This window comes from Streptomyces sp. NPDC048612, assembly GCF_043199295.1.
Lineage (GTDB): Bacteria > Actinomycetota > Actinomycetes > Streptomycetales > Streptomycetaceae > Streptomyces.
On record NZ_JBICVV010000002.1, the window covers coordinates 490970 to 510660 of the forward strand.

At 69.5% G+C, this 19691-nt stretch carries 18 protein-coding genes and 1 tRNA gene; 9 read left to right on the top strand and 10 right to left on the bottom strand.

The features are described 5' to 3' along the window. Positions 1-134: 134 nt before the first annotated feature. The gene (locus ACGFN2_RS05485) at positions 135-443 is read right to left on the bottom strand and encodes a hypothetical protein (RefSeq protein WP_362603975.1); all 309 of its coding nucleotides are present in this window, start codon (positions 441-443) and stop codon (positions 135-137) included. A 745-nt stretch (positions 444-1188) separates the two neighbouring features. On the opposite strand from ACGFN2_RS05485, the gene ACGFN2_RS05490 reads away from it, so the two are divergent. After that, on the top strand, positions 1189-2112 hold the full coding sequence (locus tag ACGFN2_RS05490; RefSeq protein WP_393358006.1) for a bifunctional DNA primase/polymerase: 924 nt from the start codon (positions 1189-1191) through the stop codon (positions 2110-2112). Between the two features lie 122 nt (positions 2113-2234). Here the strand turns inward: ACGFN2_RS05490 and ACGFN2_RS05495 are convergent, their stop codons facing one another. From ACGFN2_RS05495 to ACGFN2_RS05510, 4 genes are all read right to left on the bottom strand, one after another. Next, positions 2235-2993, bottom strand: a complete 759-nt coding sequence (locus ACGFN2_RS05495) for a class I SAM-dependent methyltransferase (protein ID WP_393357726.1) — start codon at positions 2991-2993, stop codon at positions 2235-2237. A 102-nt stretch (positions 2994-3095) separates the two neighbouring features. Continuing rightward, positions 3096-3581, bottom strand: coding sequence for a GNAT family N-acetyltransferase (locus ACGFN2_RS05500; protein WP_362604097.1), 486 nt, complete (start codon positions 3579-3581; stop codon positions 3096-3098). Between the two features lie 303 nt (positions 3582-3884). After that, positions 3885-4370, bottom strand: coding sequence for a peptidoglycan-binding protein (locus tag ACGFN2_RS05505; protein ID WP_362603979.1), 486 nt, complete (start codon positions 4368-4370; stop codon positions 3885-3887). Between the two features lie 202 nt (positions 4371-4572). Continuing rightward, positions 4573-5718, bottom strand: coding sequence for an SGNH/GDSL hydrolase family protein (locus ACGFN2_RS05510; RefSeq protein ID WP_393357729.1), 1146 nt, complete (start codon positions 5716-5718; stop codon positions 4573-4575). Positions 5719-6353: 635 nt separating this feature from the next. Between ACGFN2_RS05510 and ACGFN2_RS05515 the strand changes: the two genes are divergently transcribed. Next, positions 6354-7037: a PepSY domain-containing protein gene (locus tag ACGFN2_RS05515; RefSeq protein ID WP_393357731.1), complete on the top strand. Its 684-nt coding sequence runs from the start codon at positions 6354-6356 to the stop codon at positions 7035-7037. Positions 7038-7214: 177 nt separating this feature from the next. On the opposite strand, the gene ACGFN2_RS05520 is transcribed toward ACGFN2_RS05515, so the two are convergent. After that, positions 7215-7553, bottom strand: coding sequence for a peptidase inhibitor family I36 protein (locus ACGFN2_RS05520; RefSeq protein WP_393357733.1), 339 nt, complete (start codon positions 7551-7553; stop codon positions 7215-7217). Between the two features lie 715 nt (positions 7554-8268). Here ACGFN2_RS05520 and ACGFN2_RS05525 point away from each other — a divergent pair. From ACGFN2_RS05525 to ACGFN2_RS05535, 3 genes are read left to right on the top strand one after another with little or no spacing between them, the layout of a single operon-like run. Next, a complete protein-coding gene (locus ACGFN2_RS05525; protein WP_393357735.1) occupies positions 8269-8946 on the top strand; it encodes a hypothetical protein in 678 nt (225 codons plus the stop codon). A 14-nt stretch (positions 8947-8960) separates the two neighbouring features. Beyond that, complete coding sequence (locus tag ACGFN2_RS05530) at positions 8961-9575, top strand: DUF488 family protein (RefSeq protein WP_393357737.1); 615 nt, start codon at positions 8961-8963, stop codon at positions 9573-9575. Then, positions 9572-10009, top strand: a complete 438-nt coding sequence (locus tag ACGFN2_RS05535) for a DUF488 family protein (RefSeq protein ID WP_393357739.1) — start codon at positions 9572-9574, stop codon at positions 10007-10009. Before ACGFN2_RS05530 ends, ACGFN2_RS05535 begins: the two co-directional genes overlap by 4 nt. 515 nt (positions 10010-10524) lie before the next feature. On the opposite strand, the gene ACGFN2_RS05540 is transcribed toward ACGFN2_RS05535, so the two are convergent. Continuing rightward, positions 10525-10611 (bottom strand) — tRNA-Ser (locus ACGFN2_RS05540). Positions 10612-10663: 52 nt separating this feature from the next. Next, positions 10664-12136 (bottom strand): trypsin-like peptidase domain-containing protein, encoded by a 1473-nt coding sequence (locus tag ACGFN2_RS05545; protein WP_362604005.1) that lies wholly within the window; start codon positions 12134-12136, stop codon positions 10664-10666. Positions 12137-12728: 592 nt separating this feature from the next. Here ACGFN2_RS05545 and ACGFN2_RS05550 point away from each other — a divergent pair. From ACGFN2_RS05550 to ACGFN2_RS05560, 3 genes are all read left to right on the top strand, one after another. Then, positions 12729-13574 carry a glycerophosphodiester phosphodiesterase gene (locus ACGFN2_RS05550; RefSeq protein WP_393357741.1) on the top strand — a complete coding sequence of 282 codons (846 nt, stop codon included), beginning with the start codon at positions 12729-12731 and terminating at the stop codon, positions 13572-13574. Between the two features lie 53 nt (positions 13575-13627). After that, complete coding sequence (locus ACGFN2_RS05555; protein ID WP_393357743.1) at positions 13628-14305, top strand: ATP-binding protein; 678 nt, start codon at positions 13628-13630, stop codon at positions 14303-14305. A gap of 112 nt (positions 14306-14417) precedes the next feature. Beyond that, positions 14418-15386: a DUF5926 family protein gene (locus tag ACGFN2_RS05560; RefSeq protein ID WP_393357745.1), complete on the top strand. Its 969-nt coding sequence runs from the start codon at positions 14418-14420 to the stop codon at positions 15384-15386. A gap of 249 nt (positions 15387-15635) precedes the next feature. Here ACGFN2_RS05560 and ACGFN2_RS05565 read toward each other — a convergent pair whose 3' ends face one another. Beyond that, entirely contained in the window at positions 15636-16247 is a 612-nt protein-coding gene (locus ACGFN2_RS05565; RefSeq protein ID WP_362604013.1) for a hypothetical protein, read from the bottom strand. Between the two features lie 188 nt (positions 16248-16435). Continuing rightward, positions 16436-17221 carry a bifunctional DNA primase/polymerase gene (locus ACGFN2_RS05570; RefSeq protein ID WP_362604015.1) on the bottom strand — a complete coding sequence of 262 codons (786 nt, stop codon included), beginning with the start codon at positions 17219-17221 and terminating at the stop codon, positions 16436-16438. A gap of 519 nt (positions 17222-17740) precedes the next feature. On the opposite strand from ACGFN2_RS05570, the gene ACGFN2_RS05575 reads away from it, so the two are divergent. Continuing rightward, on the top strand, positions 17741-19567 hold the full coding sequence (locus ACGFN2_RS05575) for a PP2C family protein-serine/threonine phosphatase (RefSeq protein WP_393358008.1): 1827 nt from the start codon (positions 17741-17743) through the stop codon (positions 19565-19567). Positions 19568-19691: the final 124 nt, after the last annotated feature.

The following is a 19691-nucleotide window of genomic DNA, read 5'->3' on the forward strand; positions in this document are numbered from 1 at the left end:
GCCGACCCTGACGCTCACCTACCGGTCAACGCCGCGACCCCTGCGCGGCGGGCCGGGTCCCCGCGCGGCGGGGAAGGCCCCGGCGCGGCGATGCGGGCCCGGCGCGACGAGGCAAGCCCGGCGAACCGGATCGATCACTCGGCGTTGGTGAAGTTCACGGTGGTGTTGGTCTGCTGGACCTCCGTGGGGCCGGAGGTGCCGTTCACGCTCGCGGTGTTGTTCTGGTTGGAGGCGCCGGCGCCATTGGCGACCTGCTGGCCGGTCGTCGAGTTGCCGAGGTTGTCACCGCCGACGCCGGTCCCCGTCTGGCTCGTCGCCGCCGAACTCGACCCACTGGTCGCGAAGCCGCCGTTGTCGGCCTGCGCCACACCGGTGAACAGCGCGGCCGCAAAGGGCAGCGCGGCGACAACGGCGATCGCGCGGGCGGTACGGGTGCTTGCCATGTGTCTTCCTCCTACGGAACACGACTTCTGGATCACTGAAACTGTGGGGCCGGCCTGCTTGAGTACGGCCTGATCTGCTCCGGCTCGGCCCGACCTGCCCTGCCCTGGCCTGCTGTATGAATCTGCGGGTCCGCGAGACACGCCCCCTCGACGGGCGGGCCGCCGACCGGACCTACCGGCCCCTCCCCCTCCGCTCCCGCACCCCGGACCGCCCCCATCACTGGACAGCTGACTCCTCTAACTCCCCCTATTCACCGGGCAGTTGGCCAACCACCGCGATGTTCTTCCCGACGTCGCGAAGTCAGCTTTGCCCACGAAACCCCGGTGAACCCGTCACGAGGCACTGATTCCCCCGCAAGCATGAGCAACCCCGGCTTAAACCCCTGCCCCACACGTCACCCCCGGCCACACCCCCGCGATGGCACCAGACCCCACCGCACGCCCACCCGCGACGGGACGGCGAGCGCCACCCGGCGCACCCACGATCCCGGCGCGCGGGCCACTGCACCACGCGCCCCCTTCCCTTCATCGAACATCCGTACGAAAATAGAGCCATGGCCATGCACCGCCGCCATGTCGGACCCCCACTGCCCACCGGCCCGATCCACGGGCCGACCACCCGCCCGATCCACCGACCGACCAGCCCCTCGCCGCACGCGCTGACCGCCTGCCCGAGACCCGGTCCGACCGGCCACTCGACCCCTGGGCTGATCAGCCACCGGGCCCCCGCACCGACCCCCCACTCATTTCACGGCCCGACCTGGCCCCTGCCGAGCCCACCGCCCCCAACCCCTCCACTCCCCGGGCAAGTCCCTCCGCCGAAAACCCCTCCACCGCCGCCACCGCACTCCCCCAGGCGCTCCTCGCCGCCGAGGCCGGCCACCCCGTCATCCCGCTGACCCGCAGCAAGCTCCCCGCCATCCGGTCCCCGCACCGCGGGCACCCGGAGCACCCTCCCTGCCGCGGCGCCTGCGGCCGGCTCGGGCACGGCGTACACGACGCGAGCACCGACCCGCTCACCGTCCGCCGGATGTTCGCCGCCGCCCCATGGGCCACCGGCTACGGCATCGCCTGCGGCCGGCCCCCGCACCACCTCATCGGCATCGATCTCGACACCAAGAACGGCGCCGACGGCCTCACCGCCCTCCGCTTCCTCGCCGAACAGCACGGCTTCCCGATACCGCCGACGGTCACGGTCCTGACGCCCAGCGGCGGCCGCCACCTCTGGTTCACCGGCCCGCCGTCCCCACCCGTACCGAACTCCGTCGGCAAGCTCGCCCCGGGCATCGACGTCCGCGGCGCGGGCGGCTACCTCGTCGGCCCCGGCTCACGCACCACCCACGGCCGCTACACCCTCGCACCGGACGCACCCCACCTCCCCGCCCCCGTACCGGACGCCCTGCTCGCCCTCCTCACGGCCCCGCCACCGCCCACCCACCGCGAATCCCCGTACGGCGTCCCACCCCAGCCCGCCGCCGCCCTCATACGCTTCGTCCGGGCGTCCCCGCGCGGCCAACGCAACGCCCGCCTCTTCTGGGCCGCCTGCCGCGCCCAGGAGTCCGGCCTCGCCCAGGAACTCACCGCCCGCCTGACCGCGGCCGCCCGCCACACCGGCCTCTCCGCGGCAGAGGCCCAGGCGACGATCGCGTCAGCCGCCCGCCACGGCTAGGGGACGCGATCAAGAGACGCAAGCAAGAGGAGACACCACCCGGTGCACAGCGGGGGGGGGCAAGGCTGGGGGCACCTGGGGCCGACACCCCGCCCCCGAACGCCCGCACCCAGAGCCCCGCCCTACACCTTCCGCGCCTCGATCAGGAACCGGGTCGTCCGGGCCACGAACGCCCCCTCCTTCCGGATCTGGGCATCCAACTCCCGCAACCGCTCCCGGTATTCCGCGACCGTGAAGCCGGGCACCATCCACACCACCTTCCGCAGGAAGTAGATGACCGCCCCGATGTCGAAGAACTCGGTCCGCAGCGACTCCGCGCGCAGATCGACCACCTCAAGCCCCGCCGCCTCCGCCGCCCGGCGCGCATCCTCGGGATGACGGGCCCGCCGTACGTGCTCCGGCTGCGGCCCCAGGAAGTACTCCACCAGCTCGAACACACTCGCCGGCCCGACCTGTTGGGAGAAATACCGACCGCCGGGCCGCAGCACCCGGGCGATCTCCTCCCACCACACGGTCACCGGATGCCGGCTCGTGACCAGGTCGAACGCCGCATCGGCGAACGGCAGCGGCGGCTCGTCCGCATCGGCCACCACCACCGCCCCGAGCGGATGCAACAGCTCGGTGGCCTTGGCGGCATTCGGCGGCCAGGACTCCGTGGCCACCATCACCGGCGGCAGCTTCGCCGCCCCGGCGAGCACCTCACCGCCACCCGTCTGAAGATCCAACGCGGCCGACGCGTGCGCCAACCGCTCACCCATCGCCCGCTGATATCCCCACGAGGGCCGCTCCTCCGTAGCCCGCCCCGCCAGCCACGAGAAATCCCACCCCGCGACCGAAACGGCCTCGGCCTCGGCCACCAGCTCCTCAAATGAACGCGTCATCCCCACACACTCACCGCGCAGGCCCTGCCTCGCCAGCGATTTACCCCCGGGCCGCCAGGGCCTGCACCGGCCCCGCCGCCCGCCTCCCACCGGCCCCAGAGGTCACGCCTCCCCCTCAGCCTCCACCAAGAAGGCAAGCTCCGGCCGGTCCCACATCACCACGGGCGGATTCGCCCGCACCGTTCCGACCGGCCGGGCGCCCACACTGCGGTAGAAGCCCTCAGCGGGCGGATGCGACACCACCCGCACCCTGTCGAGCCCGGCCCGACGCGCCTCACCCCGCAGATGCTCGACCAGCCGGCGCCCGATGCCGTACCCCTGCGCCTGATCCGCCACGAACATCAAATCCAGTTCGGCCGACTCGACCATGAGCGCATAGAACCCCAGGACCCGCTCTGCCTCCCCCGCACCCGGGCCCTCCTCCCCCCGTTCCTCCACGGCGACGAAAACCCGGTGCGCCTCGATGTAGTCCGGCCCCACCCGATACCCCTCGACCATCGAGGAATACCGCCCCTCATAGGCACGAGAACTCCGCACCAGCCGAGTCAGCCGCGCAGCATCCCGCCCCTCGGCCCGCCGAATCACCACAACCCCCCGCCGGAAACCGCCCGCTTTCCCCACCCTCCGCACACCCACCGTAACGACTACCCACTTTCCGCATCACATCTGAAAGGTAATTCCGGATTCCACAATTTTACCGCGCCCCCTCCCAGCAATCCCCACCCCCAATCCACGACACGCGAGAATCCCCACCCCACAGCCGCCATATCACCCAGCAGCCACAAGGCAGGGATTTCGCACTATTCACTACGGGTTGACCGGCACCGGCCGAGCTGGAGACCGCACGGCCTTGACCGCACTGACCGCACCGACCGTCCTGACCGCCTTGCCTCACTCCGCAGCCGCAGCGCCGTAATCCTCCTCCGGGATCGGAACCCGCAGCTGATCCCAGGACCTCCGCCCCGGCCAGCCGTCCGCATCCGAGCCCGAGTACCCCAACGCGCGCTGGAAGGAGGCATAGGCCTGACGGTGCTTGTCATTCCACTTCGGCCCCGGACCACTGAACCCGTAGGGCGCACCGCACCCTTCCTCCACGAGGCGCAGCCCCATCATCTGGATGATCGGGCTGGTCGGCAGCGTCTTGAACCATTCAGCACCGGGGAACGGAACAAAGCTGGGATCGCCGGGCTGCGGCTCTCCCACGGAGGCCTTGGCGACAATCAGCCGCTGCCCCACCTTGATGACGTTCGGGTCCGATATGTTGTTCCAGATCTGCAGCTGCTTCACAGTGGTATGGAAGTGAGACGCAATACCGGAGAGCGTGTCACCCGCAACCACCGTGTAGTACCTGTCCTGTGTTGTCTGTTGAGTGCTCATGACACTCACGCTAGAAGCGTTCCCAGGCACCCGCATGTTTTCGCAACTTAGCAGCACTCACCACGAATATCCCCACGCGACCGGGGCATTTTACCGCCCCACCACCCCACTTGCCTGCCCAAACGCCAATCCTCTCTCGGCGAACGAAATCAACAAATGCCTCCGTAAAATGTGACCCGGTCAACCAATCCATCCGCACCATTCAAAGGCTCTTGAGATCAAAGGCGTTGGCGATGGCCTGGTAGCCGGCGTCGTTGGGGTGCAACCCGTCCTCAGAGACATAGCCCGGACGCGGCCGCTCCGGATGAGCCGGGTCCGCCAGGGCCTTGTCGAAGTCGACGACCGCGTCATAGGCACCACTGGTACGAATCCAGTGGTTCACCTGCGCCCGCAGCCGCTCGACCCTGGCGGAATAGCCCGGATACCCACTCAGCGGTATCACCGTGGCCCCGACGACCTTGATCCCCCGAGCGTGCGCGGCCCGGATCAACGCCCGGTAGCCCTCGGTGATCTGGCGCGCCGAGACCGGCTTGTGCGACGACGGGAAGCAGGCCCCCGTGGCCCAGTTGGCCCCGATGTCATTGCCCCCCAGCTCGACGATCACCGTACGCACCCCCGGCCGGCCCAGGACATCCCGCCGAAACCGCGTGACCCCCTTCTCACCGAAGCAGGAACTGCTGGTCAGCAGCATGTTTCCGGCGATACCGGCATTGACCACACCCACCTTCCGGCGACCGGCGACCAGCCGCTCGGCAAGACCGTCCGTATACCGGCGGTCGGCCTCCGCCGTGGCCCCCACCCCGTCGGTGGCCGAATCCCCCAACGCCACCACGGTGTTCCGCCTCGCCCGGAACGGCCCGGAGACATCGACCCCGCTGAGGAAGTACGACGACTGCGAGGACTGCCGATAGGCCTCGGCCGACGCATCGTTGAGGTGATTGCCGTCGGCCCGGTAGGACGTCGCCAGCCCGACACGGTGGAAGGTGGCCGGCCCGGTCTTCCCGGCGAAGTACAACGTGACGACCAGCTTCTCCAACGGCGACGTCGGCAGCGACACCGCATCACCGACAGCCTCGCCGCCAACCGGAACCACCGTCGAACCGGAGCGCCGGAACGTCACCTTCCGCGTGGTCCCGGGCCACGCCTGCGCCCCTCCCCCGGACCGCGCCACCACCGCCCCTGACACCCGCAGCGGCCCCTCGCCAAACCGATTCGACACCCTGATCCGCACCCGGGCCCCACCCGCACTGACCCGGACAACCTGCCGAACCGACTGCCGCCGAAACCCCTCCCTCGACCAGTTCGCCACCTCATCCACATCACCGCCCATCGGCCGCTGCACCCCCACACCCCACCCCTGCACCCACCGATCCCCCCGCTCCGCCCCCACCTCCGCAGCAACACCAGCCCGGTCACCCCCCACCGCAAGTCCCGCCACCCCCTCAGCCCCAGCCCCTCCCGTCCCCACCAACGCCGCCGCCACCGCCACCGCGGTCGCAAGCCCCACCCACCGAACCGAACCCAACCGAACCAGCCCCATGACCCGCTCCCCTTCAACTAGTCGCCACCCACGCCCCGTTCGACCACCACAGCAGGCCCACACAGCCCACTCCCCGGGACGCCCCCGCAGTCTCGCCCCACCCCCACACCCCCCACATCTGCCATTCGGCAGAGAAACCAACCACTCCGCTTCCCCCCTCGCGAACCTCCCGCGGTGCCCCGCCCAAGGCCCGCCACAGGCCCGGAGCCAACGCCCAAAGGCGGTCCCCTGGCTGAAGAAAGAACGACTGACTGAAGAGAGAACGACACCGTCGACACTGCCCGGAAGGGGCGCCACGGACATCGCCCCACCCCCAACCTGAAGAACGCTTCAGAACTTCAGGCTGTGTTCAGGTTCGGATCGGCACTGTGGTGAATGTCGGAAGGGCGCGACAGGGCCCACCGACAGAACACAACCGCGACACGATCCGGAGGAACGTCCCCATGAAGGCCACCGCCAAGCGCACCCTCACCCCCCGCGCCGCCGTCCTCGCCACGGCCGCCGCTGTCGCCCTGATCGGCAGCACGAGTGCCGCGACCGCCTTCGCGGACGACGAGGGCCCGGCCCCGCAGTCCTCGGTCCAGCTCTCCCAGAACGAGCGCCACCTGGACGACACCGCCAAGGACCGCGCGCAGGTCAAGGCCGACAAGCTCAGCCAGTCCGAGGCCACCGCCAAGGCCCTCAAGGCCGTCCCCGGCACCGCGACTTCGGCCGAGCTCGACAACGCGGACCGCAACGGCTCCCTCATCTGGGAGGTCGACGTCTTCGGCAAGGACCACAAGAACCACGACGTCACCATCGACGCCGGCAACGGCAAGGTCCTCAACCAGCACACCGACCGCGACGACGACGCCGCCCAGGACGCCGCCGAGACCCAGGCCCTGATCAAGGCCGACAAGATCGGCCACAGCAAGGCCACCGACCAGGCCGTGAAGGCCGTCCCCGGCACCGTCGTCTCCTACGGCCTCGACGACAACGACCGCAACGGCTCCGCCGTCTGGGAGGTCGACGTCCTCGGCAAGGACCACAAGAGCCACGAAGTCACCATCGACGCGGCCAACGGCAAGATCCTCAACCAGCACATCGACCAGGACGACCAGAACGACCACGACGGCGACGACGACTGATCAGACATCAGGCCACCACCACTCGCCTGAAGCTCCAGCCCCTCCCCCGGAACCCGAAGGGGCTACGCCAAAGTCTGAGGACAAAGAAACGGCCCCGGCCCTCGCGATTGCAAGGGCCGGGGCCGTGTCCGTATCCGTGTCCGCCGTCAGCGGTGCCGAGTAACTCCTAAGCGCAGGTCACGGACCGAGGACCGCGATGGACTTGATCGTCGCCCCCGGCTTGGTCTGCCCCCAGTGACCGGGCTTGATGTCGACGGTCTTCCCGTAGCACGAGACGTCGCTGTAGACCCGGATCTTCCTCTTGCTCTGGTTGGAGACCGTCTTGCCGCTCCACGGGTAACAGCCCGGCGAGGGGTTCAAGCCACTGGTGCGCTTCGTGCCGCCGAAGTCATTCTTCGACCACGTGCACACCGACCCCTTCCGGCAGACCGTCGCGGCAGAGGCAGACGTAGAGGCGGCCAACGGCAGCGTCGCAATAAGCGCAGCGCCACCAAGCGCAATGAGCTTCGTCTTCAAGGGTGGTACTCCGTTCCCCCGTATGGATCACGTTCACCAACGAGCATCCCAGCGCTTGTTCGCCATAATCAATCGCTTTTCAGCCAAGCCCACTCCACCACTCCTCGCGCCCGGAGGGGCCATGCTCACAGCACCTCAGAGCGTCGGAGCGGCCTGCCCCCTCCACGCCCCCTCACCCACGCCCCTCAGGCATCAATGTCAGTCAGAAGCGACAGACAGCGCCCAAGGTCCCAGCCCTGCACGAACTCGTCAGCCATCCCGGCCTCCCATAGTCGACCTTGAGAGATCTGCAGTCTGCTTCACCAGCGCAGCAACCTGGATGCCATCTGACGCCGTGACCGCCGCAGATCCGCTCATCACTTCGCCAAGAGCAGGTCGGGATCTAGCCATTGTTACCCCAACCCCATGGGGCTGGCGGAGTTCGCGGTCACGCGATCTAGCCCAGCGCCGCTAGCCGGCCAGGGCATGCGTGACCATTGCAATCTCGCCGTAGGCTCGTTCTGACCTGCGGAATCGAAGGTCAGTCGTGATCAAGGCGGGAGCGCCAGTCTGGGCTATGAATCACGTGTGGCTCGGTCAGACCCCCTTCGAGCACGCAGATTCTCGACCTAACCCTGGCTGGTAGGGGTGCTCACATCCGCGGTAGTCGTCGCTTTGTGCTAGAGCGCTGAGTTACCGTCACGAACAGGCCAGCTCTTCAGCCATGGGGGTACACATGACAATGACCAAGACACTCGTGTGCTTAGCGAACTCCCGTAAGAATGGGGGCCGATGTGTCGCGGGCATCGTTGACGACGGTTCGAGGCAGTGGATACGCCCAGTCAGCGCCCGCTGGGACCATGGCGTACGTGAAAGCGAGCGCCAATATGCCGATGGATCGGAACCAAGAGTCCTCGATCTTGTCTCTATGCCGCTCCTCCGCCCTCAGCCAAGCGCTTACCAGAGCGAGAACTGGCTCCTTGATCCCCGCCCCTGGAAGAAGACCGGCAGGGCCGATTGGGCGAAACTACTCACGCTGGAGCAGTCCCCGGACACCATATGGGAAAACGGGTATAGCTCCTATAACGGAATCAACAACCGGGTCTCGATCGAAGAAGCAGACTCTTTGTCGGACTCACTCAAGCTCATACGCGTCAGCTCCCTTACATTACAAGTGCATGTCATTGGCGCGGAGTACGACGATGCGAAACTGGTCGTGGACGCACATTTTTGCCACGCTGGCTACAGGTACACGCTGCGGGTGACTGATTCTGAGTACGAACAGGCATACCTGGCCAAGCCAGAAGGACGATACAAATTGGGCGAATCTTTCCTTACGGTGAGTCTCGGCGAGGAATTCAAGGGCCACGCTTACAAATTGGTGGCAGCCATCATCGAGCGAGCAAAGATTTAAGCAGGCAGCAAGCAATGACATTGAATACCGTGTTTACCGTCGGCCACTCCACGCACAGTGCTTCACATTTCCTAAGCCTACTTCACAAGCATGAAGTTACGGCAGTCGCCGATGTGCGATCGACACCCGCAAGCCGTTTCACTCCCCATTTCAACCGAGATGCAGTGAAACGTAGCTTGTGCGAGGTTGACATCAAGTACGCCTTCCTCGGGAAGGAACTCGGCGCGCGCACGAAAGACGTCACATGCTATGTCGACGGACAGGTCCAGTACAGCCGCCTCGCCCAGACCCCGGATTTCGTCAGCGGCATCAATCGGCTACTAAAGGGTGCACAGAACGAGCGGATCGCCATCATGTGCACTGAACAAGAACCACTTGAATGCCATCGCTGTGTCCTTGTCTCGCGCGCGCTCGAAGAACACGGGATCACCATCGAACACATCCACGGCGACGGCCACATCGAGAGCCATGTCACGGCAATGGGACGCTTGATGGCGGATTTCGGACTGGATCAGGAAGAACTATTCCGGACGCAGACTGAGCGACTCCAGGAAGCTCTCAGCCGCCAGGAACACCGGATTGCGTATGTCGATGAGGAGCTCCGCACCAACGGGACGTCGGGAAAATGAAACTATACACAATCGGCTTCACAAAGAAGTCCGCAGAGAAGTTTTTCGGACTCCTACGCAAAGCTGAGGTGACAACACTGGTCGACGTGCGACTGAACAACGTCTCACAATTATCAGGCTTCGCCAAGCGCGATGATCTGAAGTACTTCCTCCATGAGATCTGCGACGTGCAATACGCCCATCGTGTCGATCTGGCGCCAACCCAGCCCATGCTCGAGGACTACAAGAAGCGAGGCGCCAGCTGGACATCCTACGAAGAACGCTTCCTGGAATTGATGAAGCATCGCCACATTGAGAACACCGTCCCACGGGAACTACTGAACAACGCAGTCCTGCTCTGCAGCGAAGATCATGCGGGGCATTGTCATCGTCGACTAGTCGCCGAATACATAGCGCAACAGTGGGGCGACGTCTCGATCGAGCATCTGAGATAGCGCCCATACCCACAAACGGTGCGTGCCTACGCGGGCGTGGCCCTCGCTCAGGACGCATACTCAAGCAACGCACCTCAAGGGGCAGGCACCCTACCAACCCGCTGTAGAGACCCGACTGGGCTGCCCCTTCGCTTCAGGGGGACGCACGGCGGAAGGCCCTACGAGGCGCGTGAGTTGAAACGGCCAGCCCGCAACACCAGTCGCTCCCCCTCGTCCCGCTAAGGCTCGCGAGACATTCAGGCACCACCAAAGAGGGGCGAGCCGGCCACAGCGTGGCCGGCCCCACCGCTTTCACACCGAGGTGCTGACAGGACTCAGACGCGAGCGAACGCCTTGATCGAGCAGGAGCTGGGCGGGTGAGGACACCCGCCACCGCCGGAATCCCGGCCCGCCACTGGCCCGTACGCCTTGGTCAACGCCGGGATACAGGCGGACCTGGTGAGCCAGGACGAACGCAGAAGGGGTGCCCGATCCACTCGGGCACCCCTTCTGACCAGCTAATTCGCTGACCTCTGCGGAGGCTGTGGGATTTGAACCCACGGTGACGTTGCCGCCACGACAGTTTTCAAGACTGTTCCCTTAGGCCGCTCGGGCAAGCCTCCCCGCGGCACCGGTGCGCGGGGCGCGAAGGTGTCGCGGGATCAGACTAGCGCGTCACTTGTCGCCTGTGCGCTGGCCCAGGGTCACCTGGGTCGTGTGCTCCTTGCCGCCGCGCTTGTAGGTGAGGGTGACCTCGTCGCCGGGCTTGTGCTGCCAGATCTCGCTGATGAGGGTGGGGCCGCTGTCGATCACCGTGTCGTCGAGCTTGGTGATGGTGTCGCCGGGGCGGAGGCCCGCCTTGGCGGCGGGGCCGTTCGGGGTGACGGCCTTGGAGCCGTTGTTGCCGGTCCTGGCGATGGTGGCGCCGTTGCCGGTGTCCCGCATGCCGACCTGGACGCCGATCTGGGGGTAGACCGGCTTGCCGGTCCTGATCAGGTCCTGGGCGACGCGCTTGGCCTGGTCGATGGGGATCGCGAAGCCGAGGCCGATGCTGCCGGACTGCTGGGACTCGCCGCCCATGCCACCGCCGTTGCCCGCGGACTGGATCGCGGAGTTGATGCCGATGACGTTGCCGGCGGCGTCCATCAGGGGGCCGCCGGAGTTACCGGGGTTTATCGAGGCGTCGGTCTGAAGGGCGCTCATGTACGAGGCGCTGGTGCCGCCGCCGTCGCTGGAGGCCACCGGGCGGTCCTTGGCGCTGATGATGCCGGTGGTGACCGTGCCGGAGAGGCCGAAGGGGGCGCCGATGGCGATCGTGGCGTCGCCGACCTGCACATTGCCGGACTTGCCGAGCGGGAGCGGGTTGAGCGGGGCGCCGGATGCGTTCTTCAGCTTGATCACGGCAACGTCGTAGCCCTGGGCGTTGCCGACGACCTCGGCGTCGTACTTCTTGCCGTTGGAGAACGTCGCGGTGAGCTTGCCGCCGCCGGCCGCGCTGGCGACCACGTGGTTGTTGGTGAGGATGTGGCCCTGCTTGTCGTAGATGAAGCCGGTGCCGGTGCCGCCCTCGCCGGTGGCACCCTGCGCCTCGATCGTCACGACGCTCGGCAGGGCCTTCTGCGCTATCCCGGAGACGGAGGTGGGCTTGCGGTTCAGCGCCCCGGGGTCGCCGGGCGCGGAGACCGTCGTCGAGGCGCTGTCGTTCTGGCCCGCGGCCCAGAAGCCGATGCCGCCGCCGATACCGCCGGCCACCAGGGCGGCCACCAGGACGGCCGCGATCAAGCCGCCGTTACGCCGCTTGGGCGCGGGGCTGCCGGCCACGCCCCAGGGGTCGCCGCCGTACGGGGGCTGCTGGCCCCAGCCGCCGCCCGCACCGGGGGTGCCGTGAGCGGCGCCCGGGTACGGCGGGATCTGGGCGGTCTGCTCGGTCATGGGGTCGTCGCCGGGGTGGCCGAAGCCGGGCTGCGGAGGCTGCCCGGGGCCCTGGGCCGAGCCGACGGTCGGGGCGAAGCCCGGCGGCGGGGGCGATGCGTACGGGGCGTCGGGAGTCTGGGCGCCGGAGGCGGACGCGGGGGCGCTGTCCGGCTGCGGCCCGGTCGGCGGCTTGGCCTCCGACGGGACGGCGGCTCCCTCGTTCTCGGTGCTCACAGCTCTCTCCTCAGCTTCATGACTGTCGTCGCCCACGGCCCTGGCAGGCTGCTTCCCTGCCCCCGCGGATCTCATCCCTGTCCGGGACACGGGGCGGGCCGCTTCTTCCGGGGCTTGCGGTTCGGCCGGACCCTGGGGGTGCGTCCGGGTGATGCGGTTGTTCCGGTTCCGGCGGGCCTGGCGGTCCGCCGGGTGGTGCGGTGCTTGCGGTCCGGCGGGCCGCAGGCGGCTCACCGAGTCGTACCGTTCCTCGTGCCGGTGGACGGGGGACCCGGTACTCCAGGATCAAGTATCCCGGCGATACGGGCGAGTCCCGGTCCGCCGGTCCGGGGTCGCCGGCCCTGGTCCGCGGGTCCCGTCCCGCACACCCCGGCCGTGCGTGAGTCCCGTCCGCGGGCCCGTCCGGCGATCCGGGCCGGGCGGGTGCGGGCGAGTCTCCCTACCACCCTTTCCCACCGCGCGTCAGAGCACCGTAAGCCGAGGCTGTGACTGTCCCCTCATCCTTTATTCCGGGCAAAAACGACGCATCCCCTGTTACCCGCCTCAGATACACACCCGGCGGCCCGTCGGCGGCGGATGGCACGATAACGCGGTGACCTCTGCACGCCCTGCCCAGGACGCCCGTCCGGACCGTCCCGCCATTTCCGTCATCGCCCACCGCGGAGCCTCCGAGGAGGCCCCGGAACACACCCTGGCGGCCTACCGCAAGGCGATCGAGGACGGGGCGGACGCCCTGGAGTGCGATGTCCGGCTGACCGCGGACGGACATCTGGTCTGCGTGCACGACCGGCGGGTGAACCGCACGTCCAACGGGCGCGGCTCGGTCTCCGCCCTGGAGCTCGCCGACCTGGCCATGCTCGACTTCGGCTCCTGGAAGGACGAGGGGTTCGCGAACGAGGCACCGGACCGGCAGCACGAGGACCCCGAGCGGACCTCCGTCCTGACGCTGGAGCGGCTGCTGGAGCTGGTCGCCGACGCGGACCGCCGGGTCGAGCTGGCCATCGAGACCAAACACCCGACGCGCTGGGCCGGACAGGTGGAGGAGCGGCTGGTCGAGCTGCTGACCCGGTTCGGGCACACGAATCCGGCCATGCGCACCGACTGGACCCCGTCGGTCCGGGTCATGAGCTTCTCGGCCCGCTCCCTGCACCGCGTACGGGCCGCGGCGCCCTGCATCCCGGGCGTCTACCTGATGCAGTTCCTCACGCCACGGCACCGCGACGGCCGGCTCCCGCCCGGCGTCGGCATCGCGGGCCCCGGTATACGCATCCTCCGTTCGCACCCCGACTACGTCGCCAAGGCGCATCGCGCGGGCCACCGCGTCCACGTCTGGACCGTCAATGACGCCGACGATGTCGCGCTGTGCCAGGAGTTGGGCGTGGATGCGGTGATCACGAACCGCCCCAAGCAGGTACGAAACCAACTCGGCCTTGGCTAAAGCCCTTCACAGGGTGTGCACCGGCGCATTCGGGCCGTATTCGAGAGTGTCCAATGCGTCACCATGTGCCGCTTGGCCGGTTTCCGGTCCAGTCCATTGGGGCATTCATCCCGTGGCGTGGGGCAAAGGAGGTCTCGGGGGTGGCGTTGGTGGTGGCACAAGAGGTGCCGACGTCGTCGATCATGGCCGTACCCCATGGTCCTGTGGGTGTCGGCATGGCCAGGCGGCGCATGCGTGAAGAACTGTTGGCAAGTGGAGTTCAGGACACAGTCGTCGATGACGCGGTCCTCATTCTTTCCGAGCTGTTGAGCAATTCGTGTCGCCATGCGCGTCCGATATACGAACGCGGAACACCGCTTTCCACGACGGTCGGCGCGCAGGACGCCCCGGCGGCGTCCGTCCGGGCCTCCTGGCAGATCGACGCGCAGGGCAGACTGACCGTCGCGGTCACGGACGGCGGCGGCCCGACCCGGCCCCTTCCGTCCACTCCCTCGGTCACCGCCCGCGGCGGCCGCGGCCTGGCCATCATCCGCTCGCTCGCCAAGGACTGGGGCGTTCGCGACTCGGCCGTCGGCGAAGTGACGGTCTGGGCGGCACTCTCGCTTCAGGGCGCGTTCGCTACGCGCGTGGACCTGACACCCGATCTGCCGCCCTCCCTCACCACGGACGCGGGGCCGGTCAGGGGCAGGCCACTGACACCGGACTTCCCGGACTTCGACGATCTGCCATAGCGGCACGGCGGGACACGGCCGCGCGCGGCCGGGCGCGACCTCGTACGCAATCCTCTAGGCTCGCGCCGATACGCGTCCGTACGCCCAGGATCGACCAGGAGACACCGTCGCCATGGCCAAGAAGCGCCGTCCTCAGCCCCAGGCCGCAGCATCGCAGATCAAGGGCGGCGAGGTGCCGGTCGTCGGCGCCCGTGAGCCCTGCCCCTGCGGCTCCGGCCGCCGGTACAAGGCCTGTCACGGGCGACAGGCGGCGCACGCCGCCACCGAGCTGGTGCAGCGCCCCTTCGAAGGCCTGTCCGGTGAGTGCGACTGGGTGGCGCTGCGCGAGCTGGTGCCCGCCGCCACCGCCGAGTTGACGCTGAAGGGCGGACTGCCCGAGGGCGTCCCGTCCGTGACGCTGGCGACCGTGCTGCCGATGGCCTGGCCCGCGCTGCGCCGCGACAACGGCGCGGTGATGCTCGGCGTGCAGAACGACACCGCCTCCGGCGACCTCAGCCGCGACCTCGCCGACACCCTCCAGCGCGCGCTGGCCACCGAGCCCGGCACCCCGGTCCCCGCCGGCCGCCCGTCGCCCGACGGTCCGCGGCTGCAGGACCTGCTCGACCCGGGCGCCGTTTTTGAGCCGACCGTCCACACCGGCTTCGAGTTCTGGGTGGAGAACGCCGAGAACGCCACCGGCGAGGTCGCGGCCTCTCTGGAGCGGGCCAACGCTGCGGCCATTCCCACCCAGCGGATTCCCGGCCTGGAGGGCGCGTACTGGTGCGAGGCCCCGGAGAAGAACCATCTGCGCTGGGTCACCGGGCACCCCGAGGAGCAGCTGCTGGACGCGCTCGCCCGGCTGCACGCCGCGGGCGCCTCCTCGCTCGGTGAAGGCACCCGTCTGGTGGGCTCGTTCCGCGCCCACGGCCTGGTCGTTCCGGTCTGGGACCTGCCCTCGTCGATGAGCGCCGAGGACGTCGCCAAGCCGGCCGCCGCGTTCGCCGAGCGGCTGGCCGAGGCGCTCACGGCCACCGCCCCGCTGACCTCCGAGGAACGCCGGGCACGCGGTGGGCTCACCAACCGCCAGGTCACCCTGAGCTAACCGGACCGCCCGGCCGTGCGATCCGGACGCCCACGGGGACCTCAGGCGTGACGCCTGTCACAACTCCCCGTACCTGCCGGTAAATAGGCGTCCGGAATTCCACGATCGAATTTGCGAACCGCCGATCTCTTGTTACGGTTCTAGAAGCCCGGTCGCTGGTGCATCCCCCGTCGCCAGCGACCGGGCGCTTCCATGCCCGGAGCCAGGCGCTCCGCTTGCCCGGCCCCGGCGGCCGCCCGCCCCACGCCGTCAGCGGCCCGAACCACGGGCTCCCGCCGCCGAGTTGCTGCCGGAGCGCAGCAGCAGCCGCTCCCCCGCCGCGTCGGAGAACTCCGCCACCGCGCCGTACGGCCCGCCCTTGCGCAGGGTCGCCCCGGTCGGCGTCTCGCACAGGCCCGGCGCGTCGGCCGCCGCCACCTCGCAGTGCACCTGGACGGTCGTACCGTCCGGCCGCAGCAGCGTCAGCGCGGCGCGCAGCGGAGCGCCGGTGCGATTGCGGTAGTAGGTCCGCCCCCAGGTCAGGCCGTCCTCGGCGAGCACACAGGTCTGGGCCTCGATCCGCTGGGGAGTGCGGAGTTGGGGGCCGCAGCGGGAGGTACGGCCCGGACGGGGCGACAGGGCGGGGCCGGCAGGCGAGCCGGTGGCGGTCCGGGTGCGGGCGGCGGCAGGGCCGATGCCCGGTTTGGCGGCACTATCGGAGCTGATGCCCCTTTTGGTCGCAGGGCGGTTTTCGGACGTGACGGCCATCCCGGACGCCACGAGGTCGGCCGGACCGGCCATTGCGGCACCCAGCGGTACGACGACGGCGAGCACCGCCACACCGGCGAGACCGGTCATGCGGAGTTTCTGGGCACGCTGCATGGGCCCCACCTGCGAGGAAGATGCCGCCGAGGGCGGCTTGAACGGTGGGCCGAACTTATCGGGCCGCGAGGGTGCCCCAGGACACCCGGACGCCCGATTCCCGTAGTTGTCCGGCCCGGTCACACCCGAACGGGTGATCCCTCCGCGCGTTGTTTCGACCCTCCGCCCGGCCCACGACCGCCGCGGCGTCAGTACGCGAGCCGACTGCCGCCGTCGGGGGTACTGGTGCTCGCCCTGACCAGGGCGTCCACGATCGTGCTCACCTTCGGCAGCCAGGGCGCAGCCGAGGGGGCGGGTCCCCCCTGCGCATGGAGGTCCCCCCGCTCCAACGAAGCGGAGAGCGGGGGAGACGTCGAGGGCTTGGGGGAAACCGGCGGCCGCTCCCAGCGGACCCGGCCGGCGCCGATCTGGGAGGGCGGGAGCACCAGATAGCCGCCCTCGCCGTGGAAGCGCAGGGAGCTGGGCACCCAGTCCTGGGAGTGCAGCAGCTCGCCCAACTCGGCGAGGTCGTACGGGGAGACGAGCAGCGACCAGCGGGTGGGCGTGGCCACTACGGGGCCGAGGCGCACGCCGAAGTGGTCCAGGGCCGCCAAGGCGCGGGCGCCGGCGACGGCGGGCAGGCTCACCGCGCAGGGCGCGCCGCCACCGGTGGCCAGCACGAGCGGGGCATCGGGGCGGTTGGTCCACCACCAACGCACCATCCGGGCATCGGTCGTGGCGGCCAGCAGGCCGGGGTCGAAGGGGTGCGCACCGGGCACCACACAGTCGGGGTCGGGACAGCTGCACCGGCGGCCGGCCCGCTCGCCGAGGCCGAGCCGGGCACCGGCCGGCTGCCGTCCGGCAGGCCTGATCCCCACGCCGGGAAGTACGGGCCACTGCCACTCGGTGGCGCAGTGGAGCGCCGCACCGAGCAGCGCCGACCTTCCGCCGCGCCGGAACAGGAGCTTGCGTCGCCTTCCGAGGATCTCGCGCATGAGCGCTCGTTCCTTTCCGTTAACGCCGAGGGCTTGTCCATCGCACTACATGGCACTTCTTGCCGGTTCGCCGTCGTTCCTGCCGAGCCGCTTCATGCCGTGGTGGGGCGGTTGCTGCGGCCCGGCGTGCAACCCGGGGTCGATCGCATATCGATCACGCCACGTGGATCACTGGTCACCGCGTGTACAAGGCAGCGCATCACGCCGTACGCCGAGCGTGGAACATGGCGGGGGGTGGCGCGCCCATGGCGCTTGCGCCTCCGTGGTGCAGTCCCCGCCTCTTGGGAGTGCGTCGCGGTCGTCGTCGTATGAGACGCCGGCCGCCGCCGGAGAGTTCCGGTGCGGCCCCAACTGGCCCCGCACCTTTCCGAGTACGTACCCGCCACTGTGGTGATGACGCGCTGGTGATCGCCGTCAGTCGACCTCAAATTGACGCTTGGGGGGCTTTTTTCAGGCCAATCTACAGACCTCGTTGACACCACAAACCCCAAGGGGAGAGTGCTGGACATCACATCGTTGATGCGTGTACATCTGGAGGCATTGATAGCGGAGCAGCATGACATGGGGGTTTGCGATGCTATTGAGGAAATTGAGCGGGTCGTCACACCGCACCACGTCTCTCAGCAAACTGCCGCACTCCCTGCCGAAGAGCGGCCTGACCTGGGTCATTGCCTGGCGCAACGAGAGCCGTCGGCCATGACCACCCCTCACGTACCGAAAGTGGCTGGAATCGAACCAGCCCTTCCCGCCCCCACTCACACTGTCGGCCCGCTCCCGGGGAAGGCCGCCGCGGACCCCACCGCCGGTGCCCCGTCCGACGGCGCGCCCCGGACCCCTGCGGCCCCCGCACCCGACGCGGTGTCAGGCGCCGCCCCCGGCGATGCCCCCGAAGGCTCCGTCGTCGACCAACTCGCGGCCGTCCAGGACCGGCTGGCCGGCTGGATCTCCGACCTCAGCACCCTGCACGACCTGACCGAACGGCTCGCGCGCACCCGCACGCTGGAGGCCGCCCTGCACGAGCTGCTGCGCGCCGGCGCCGCCCTGGTCGGTGCCCGCCGCGGTCTGGTCGTCCTCTGCCCGGCCGACGGCTTCGGCCCGGAGACCACCGTCGGGCTCGGCCTCGGCCACGCCGAGATCGGCACCATCGAGACCATCCCGCGCCGCGCCCTGTCGTACGCGCGGATACTGGACGGCCTTCCGGCGCCGGGCGGCACCGACGACCCCCGGACCGGACCGCTCGACGGCGGCCGGCACGAGGCGGGCGACGCGGGCCGCGGCACCGGCCTCCGCGGCGCGGCGGCCGGACCGTGTACCGAGATCTCCGAACCCGACATCCCCGGCGAGAAAGACCTCGACCCGCGGCTGCGCGAGGTCGCGGCCCGGCTCGGCTACGCCGCCAGCTACGCGGTCCCGCTCGCCGCCGACCCCATCGGCCGGACCGGCGCCGCGGTCTGGCTCTACGACGAGCCGGCCGCGCCCACCGAACGGCAGCGCCATCTCATCGGCCTCTACCGGGCGCACGCCGCCGAGCACCTCGCCCGGCTCCTCGAACTCCACCGCACCCGGCAGGCCGTCCGGACCCTCCGCGAGGAGCTGCTGCCGCACCGGCTGCCACGGGTCCCCGGCGTCCGCCTCGCGGTAAGGCACAGCAGCGGACCGCGCGGGGGCGGCGACTGGTACGACGCGCTGCCGCTCCCGGACGGCGCGCTGGGGCTGGCCATCGGCTCGGTGACCGGCAACGGGCCGAGCGCGGTCGCGGCCATGGGACGGCTGCGTGCGTCGCTACGCGCCTACGCCGTCATGGAGGGCGAGGACCCGGTCGCGGTGCTCTCCGACCTCGAACTGCTGCTGCGGCTGACCGAGCCGGCCCGCAGCGCCACCGCGCTGTTCGCCTTCACCGAACCGCCGCCCGGGACGCCGGGCGGGCCGCCCGCGCCCCCGATGCCCGGCGATGTCACAGACCCCTTCGCCCGCAAGATCCTGCTGGCCGGGGCCGGCCACTGCCCGCCGCTGATCCTCGGCGACCTGCGGACCGAGTACGTGGAGACCTCGCTGTCCGCGCCGCTGGGCATGCTGGCCTGCTGGGAAGCGCCGAGCGTGGAGATCGAGCCGATGGCCGGCGAGACCCTGCTGCTCTACAGCGACGGGCTGCTGCACCGCACCGGAGAGCCCATGGACCGCGCCTTCGCCCGGCTGCACGCGGCCGCCGCGAGCGTTCCCCGGGCCGCCCGGCACGATCCGGAGGCGGTCGTCGACCACGTCGTCCGCACGATGCTGCCGCAGGGCCTGGACGACCCGTCGTCGGAGGAGGACGTCGTGCTGCTCGCCGCGTACTTCGAGGAGTAACCCCCGGTCCGGCGACTCGGGGCCGGTCCGGCGGCCCCCGGCCCTGGTCGCGGGGCCGGCCCCGAGCACGCCACATACGGCGGGCGGACGCCCCGCCGCGTGCGCCCGCGCACTCCGCCCGCCC

Excerpts from the sequence above, each read along its gene's own strand:
- ACGFN2_RS05535 (WP_393357739.1), top strand. The coding sequence starts at position 9,572 with ATGAAACTATACACAATCGGCTTCACAAAGAAGTCCGCAGAGAAGTTT.
- ACGFN2_RS05515 (WP_393357731.1), top strand. The coding sequence starts at position 6,354 with ATGAAGGCCACCGCCAAGCGCACCCTCACCCCCCGCGCCGCCGTCCTC.
- ACGFN2_RS05485 (WP_362603975.1), bottom strand. The coding sequence starts at position 443 with ATGGCAAGCACCCGTACCGCCCGCGCGATCGCCGTTGTCGCCGCGCTG.
- ACGFN2_RS05575 (WP_393358008.1), top strand. The coding sequence starts at position 17,741 with ATGCGTGTACATCTGGAGGCATTGATAGCGGAGCAGCATGACATGGGG.
- ACGFN2_RS05565 (WP_362604013.1), bottom strand. The coding sequence starts at position 16,247 with ATGCAGCGTGCCCAGAAACTCCGCATGACCGGTCTCGCCGGTGTGGCG.
- ACGFN2_RS05555 (WP_393357743.1), top strand. The coding sequence starts at position 13,628 with ATGCGTCACCATGTGCCGCTTGGCCGGTTTCCGGTCCAGTCCATTGGG.
- ACGFN2_RS05505 (WP_362603979.1), bottom strand. The coding sequence starts at position 4,370 with ATGAGCACTCAACAGACAACACAGGACAGGTACTACACGGTGGTTGCG.
- ACGFN2_RS05525 (WP_393357735.1), top strand. The coding sequence starts at position 8,269 with ATGACAATGACCAAGACACTCGTGTGCTTAGCGAACTCCCGTAAGAAT.
- ACGFN2_RS05495 (WP_393357726.1), bottom strand. The coding sequence starts at position 2,993 with ATGACGCGTTCATTTGAGGAGCTGGTGGCCGAGGCCGAGGCCGTTTCG.
- ACGFN2_RS05530 (WP_393357737.1), top strand. The coding sequence starts at position 8,961 with ATGACATTGAATACCGTGTTTACCGTCGGCCACTCCACGCACAGTGCT.
- ACGFN2_RS05570 (WP_362604015.1), bottom strand. The coding sequence starts at position 17,221 with ATGCGCGAGATCCTCGGAAGGCGACGCAAGCTCCTGTTCCGGCGCGGC.
- ACGFN2_RS05560 (WP_393357745.1), top strand. The coding sequence starts at position 14,418 with ATGGCCAAGAAGCGCCGTCCTCAGCCCCAGGCCGCAGCATCGCAGATC.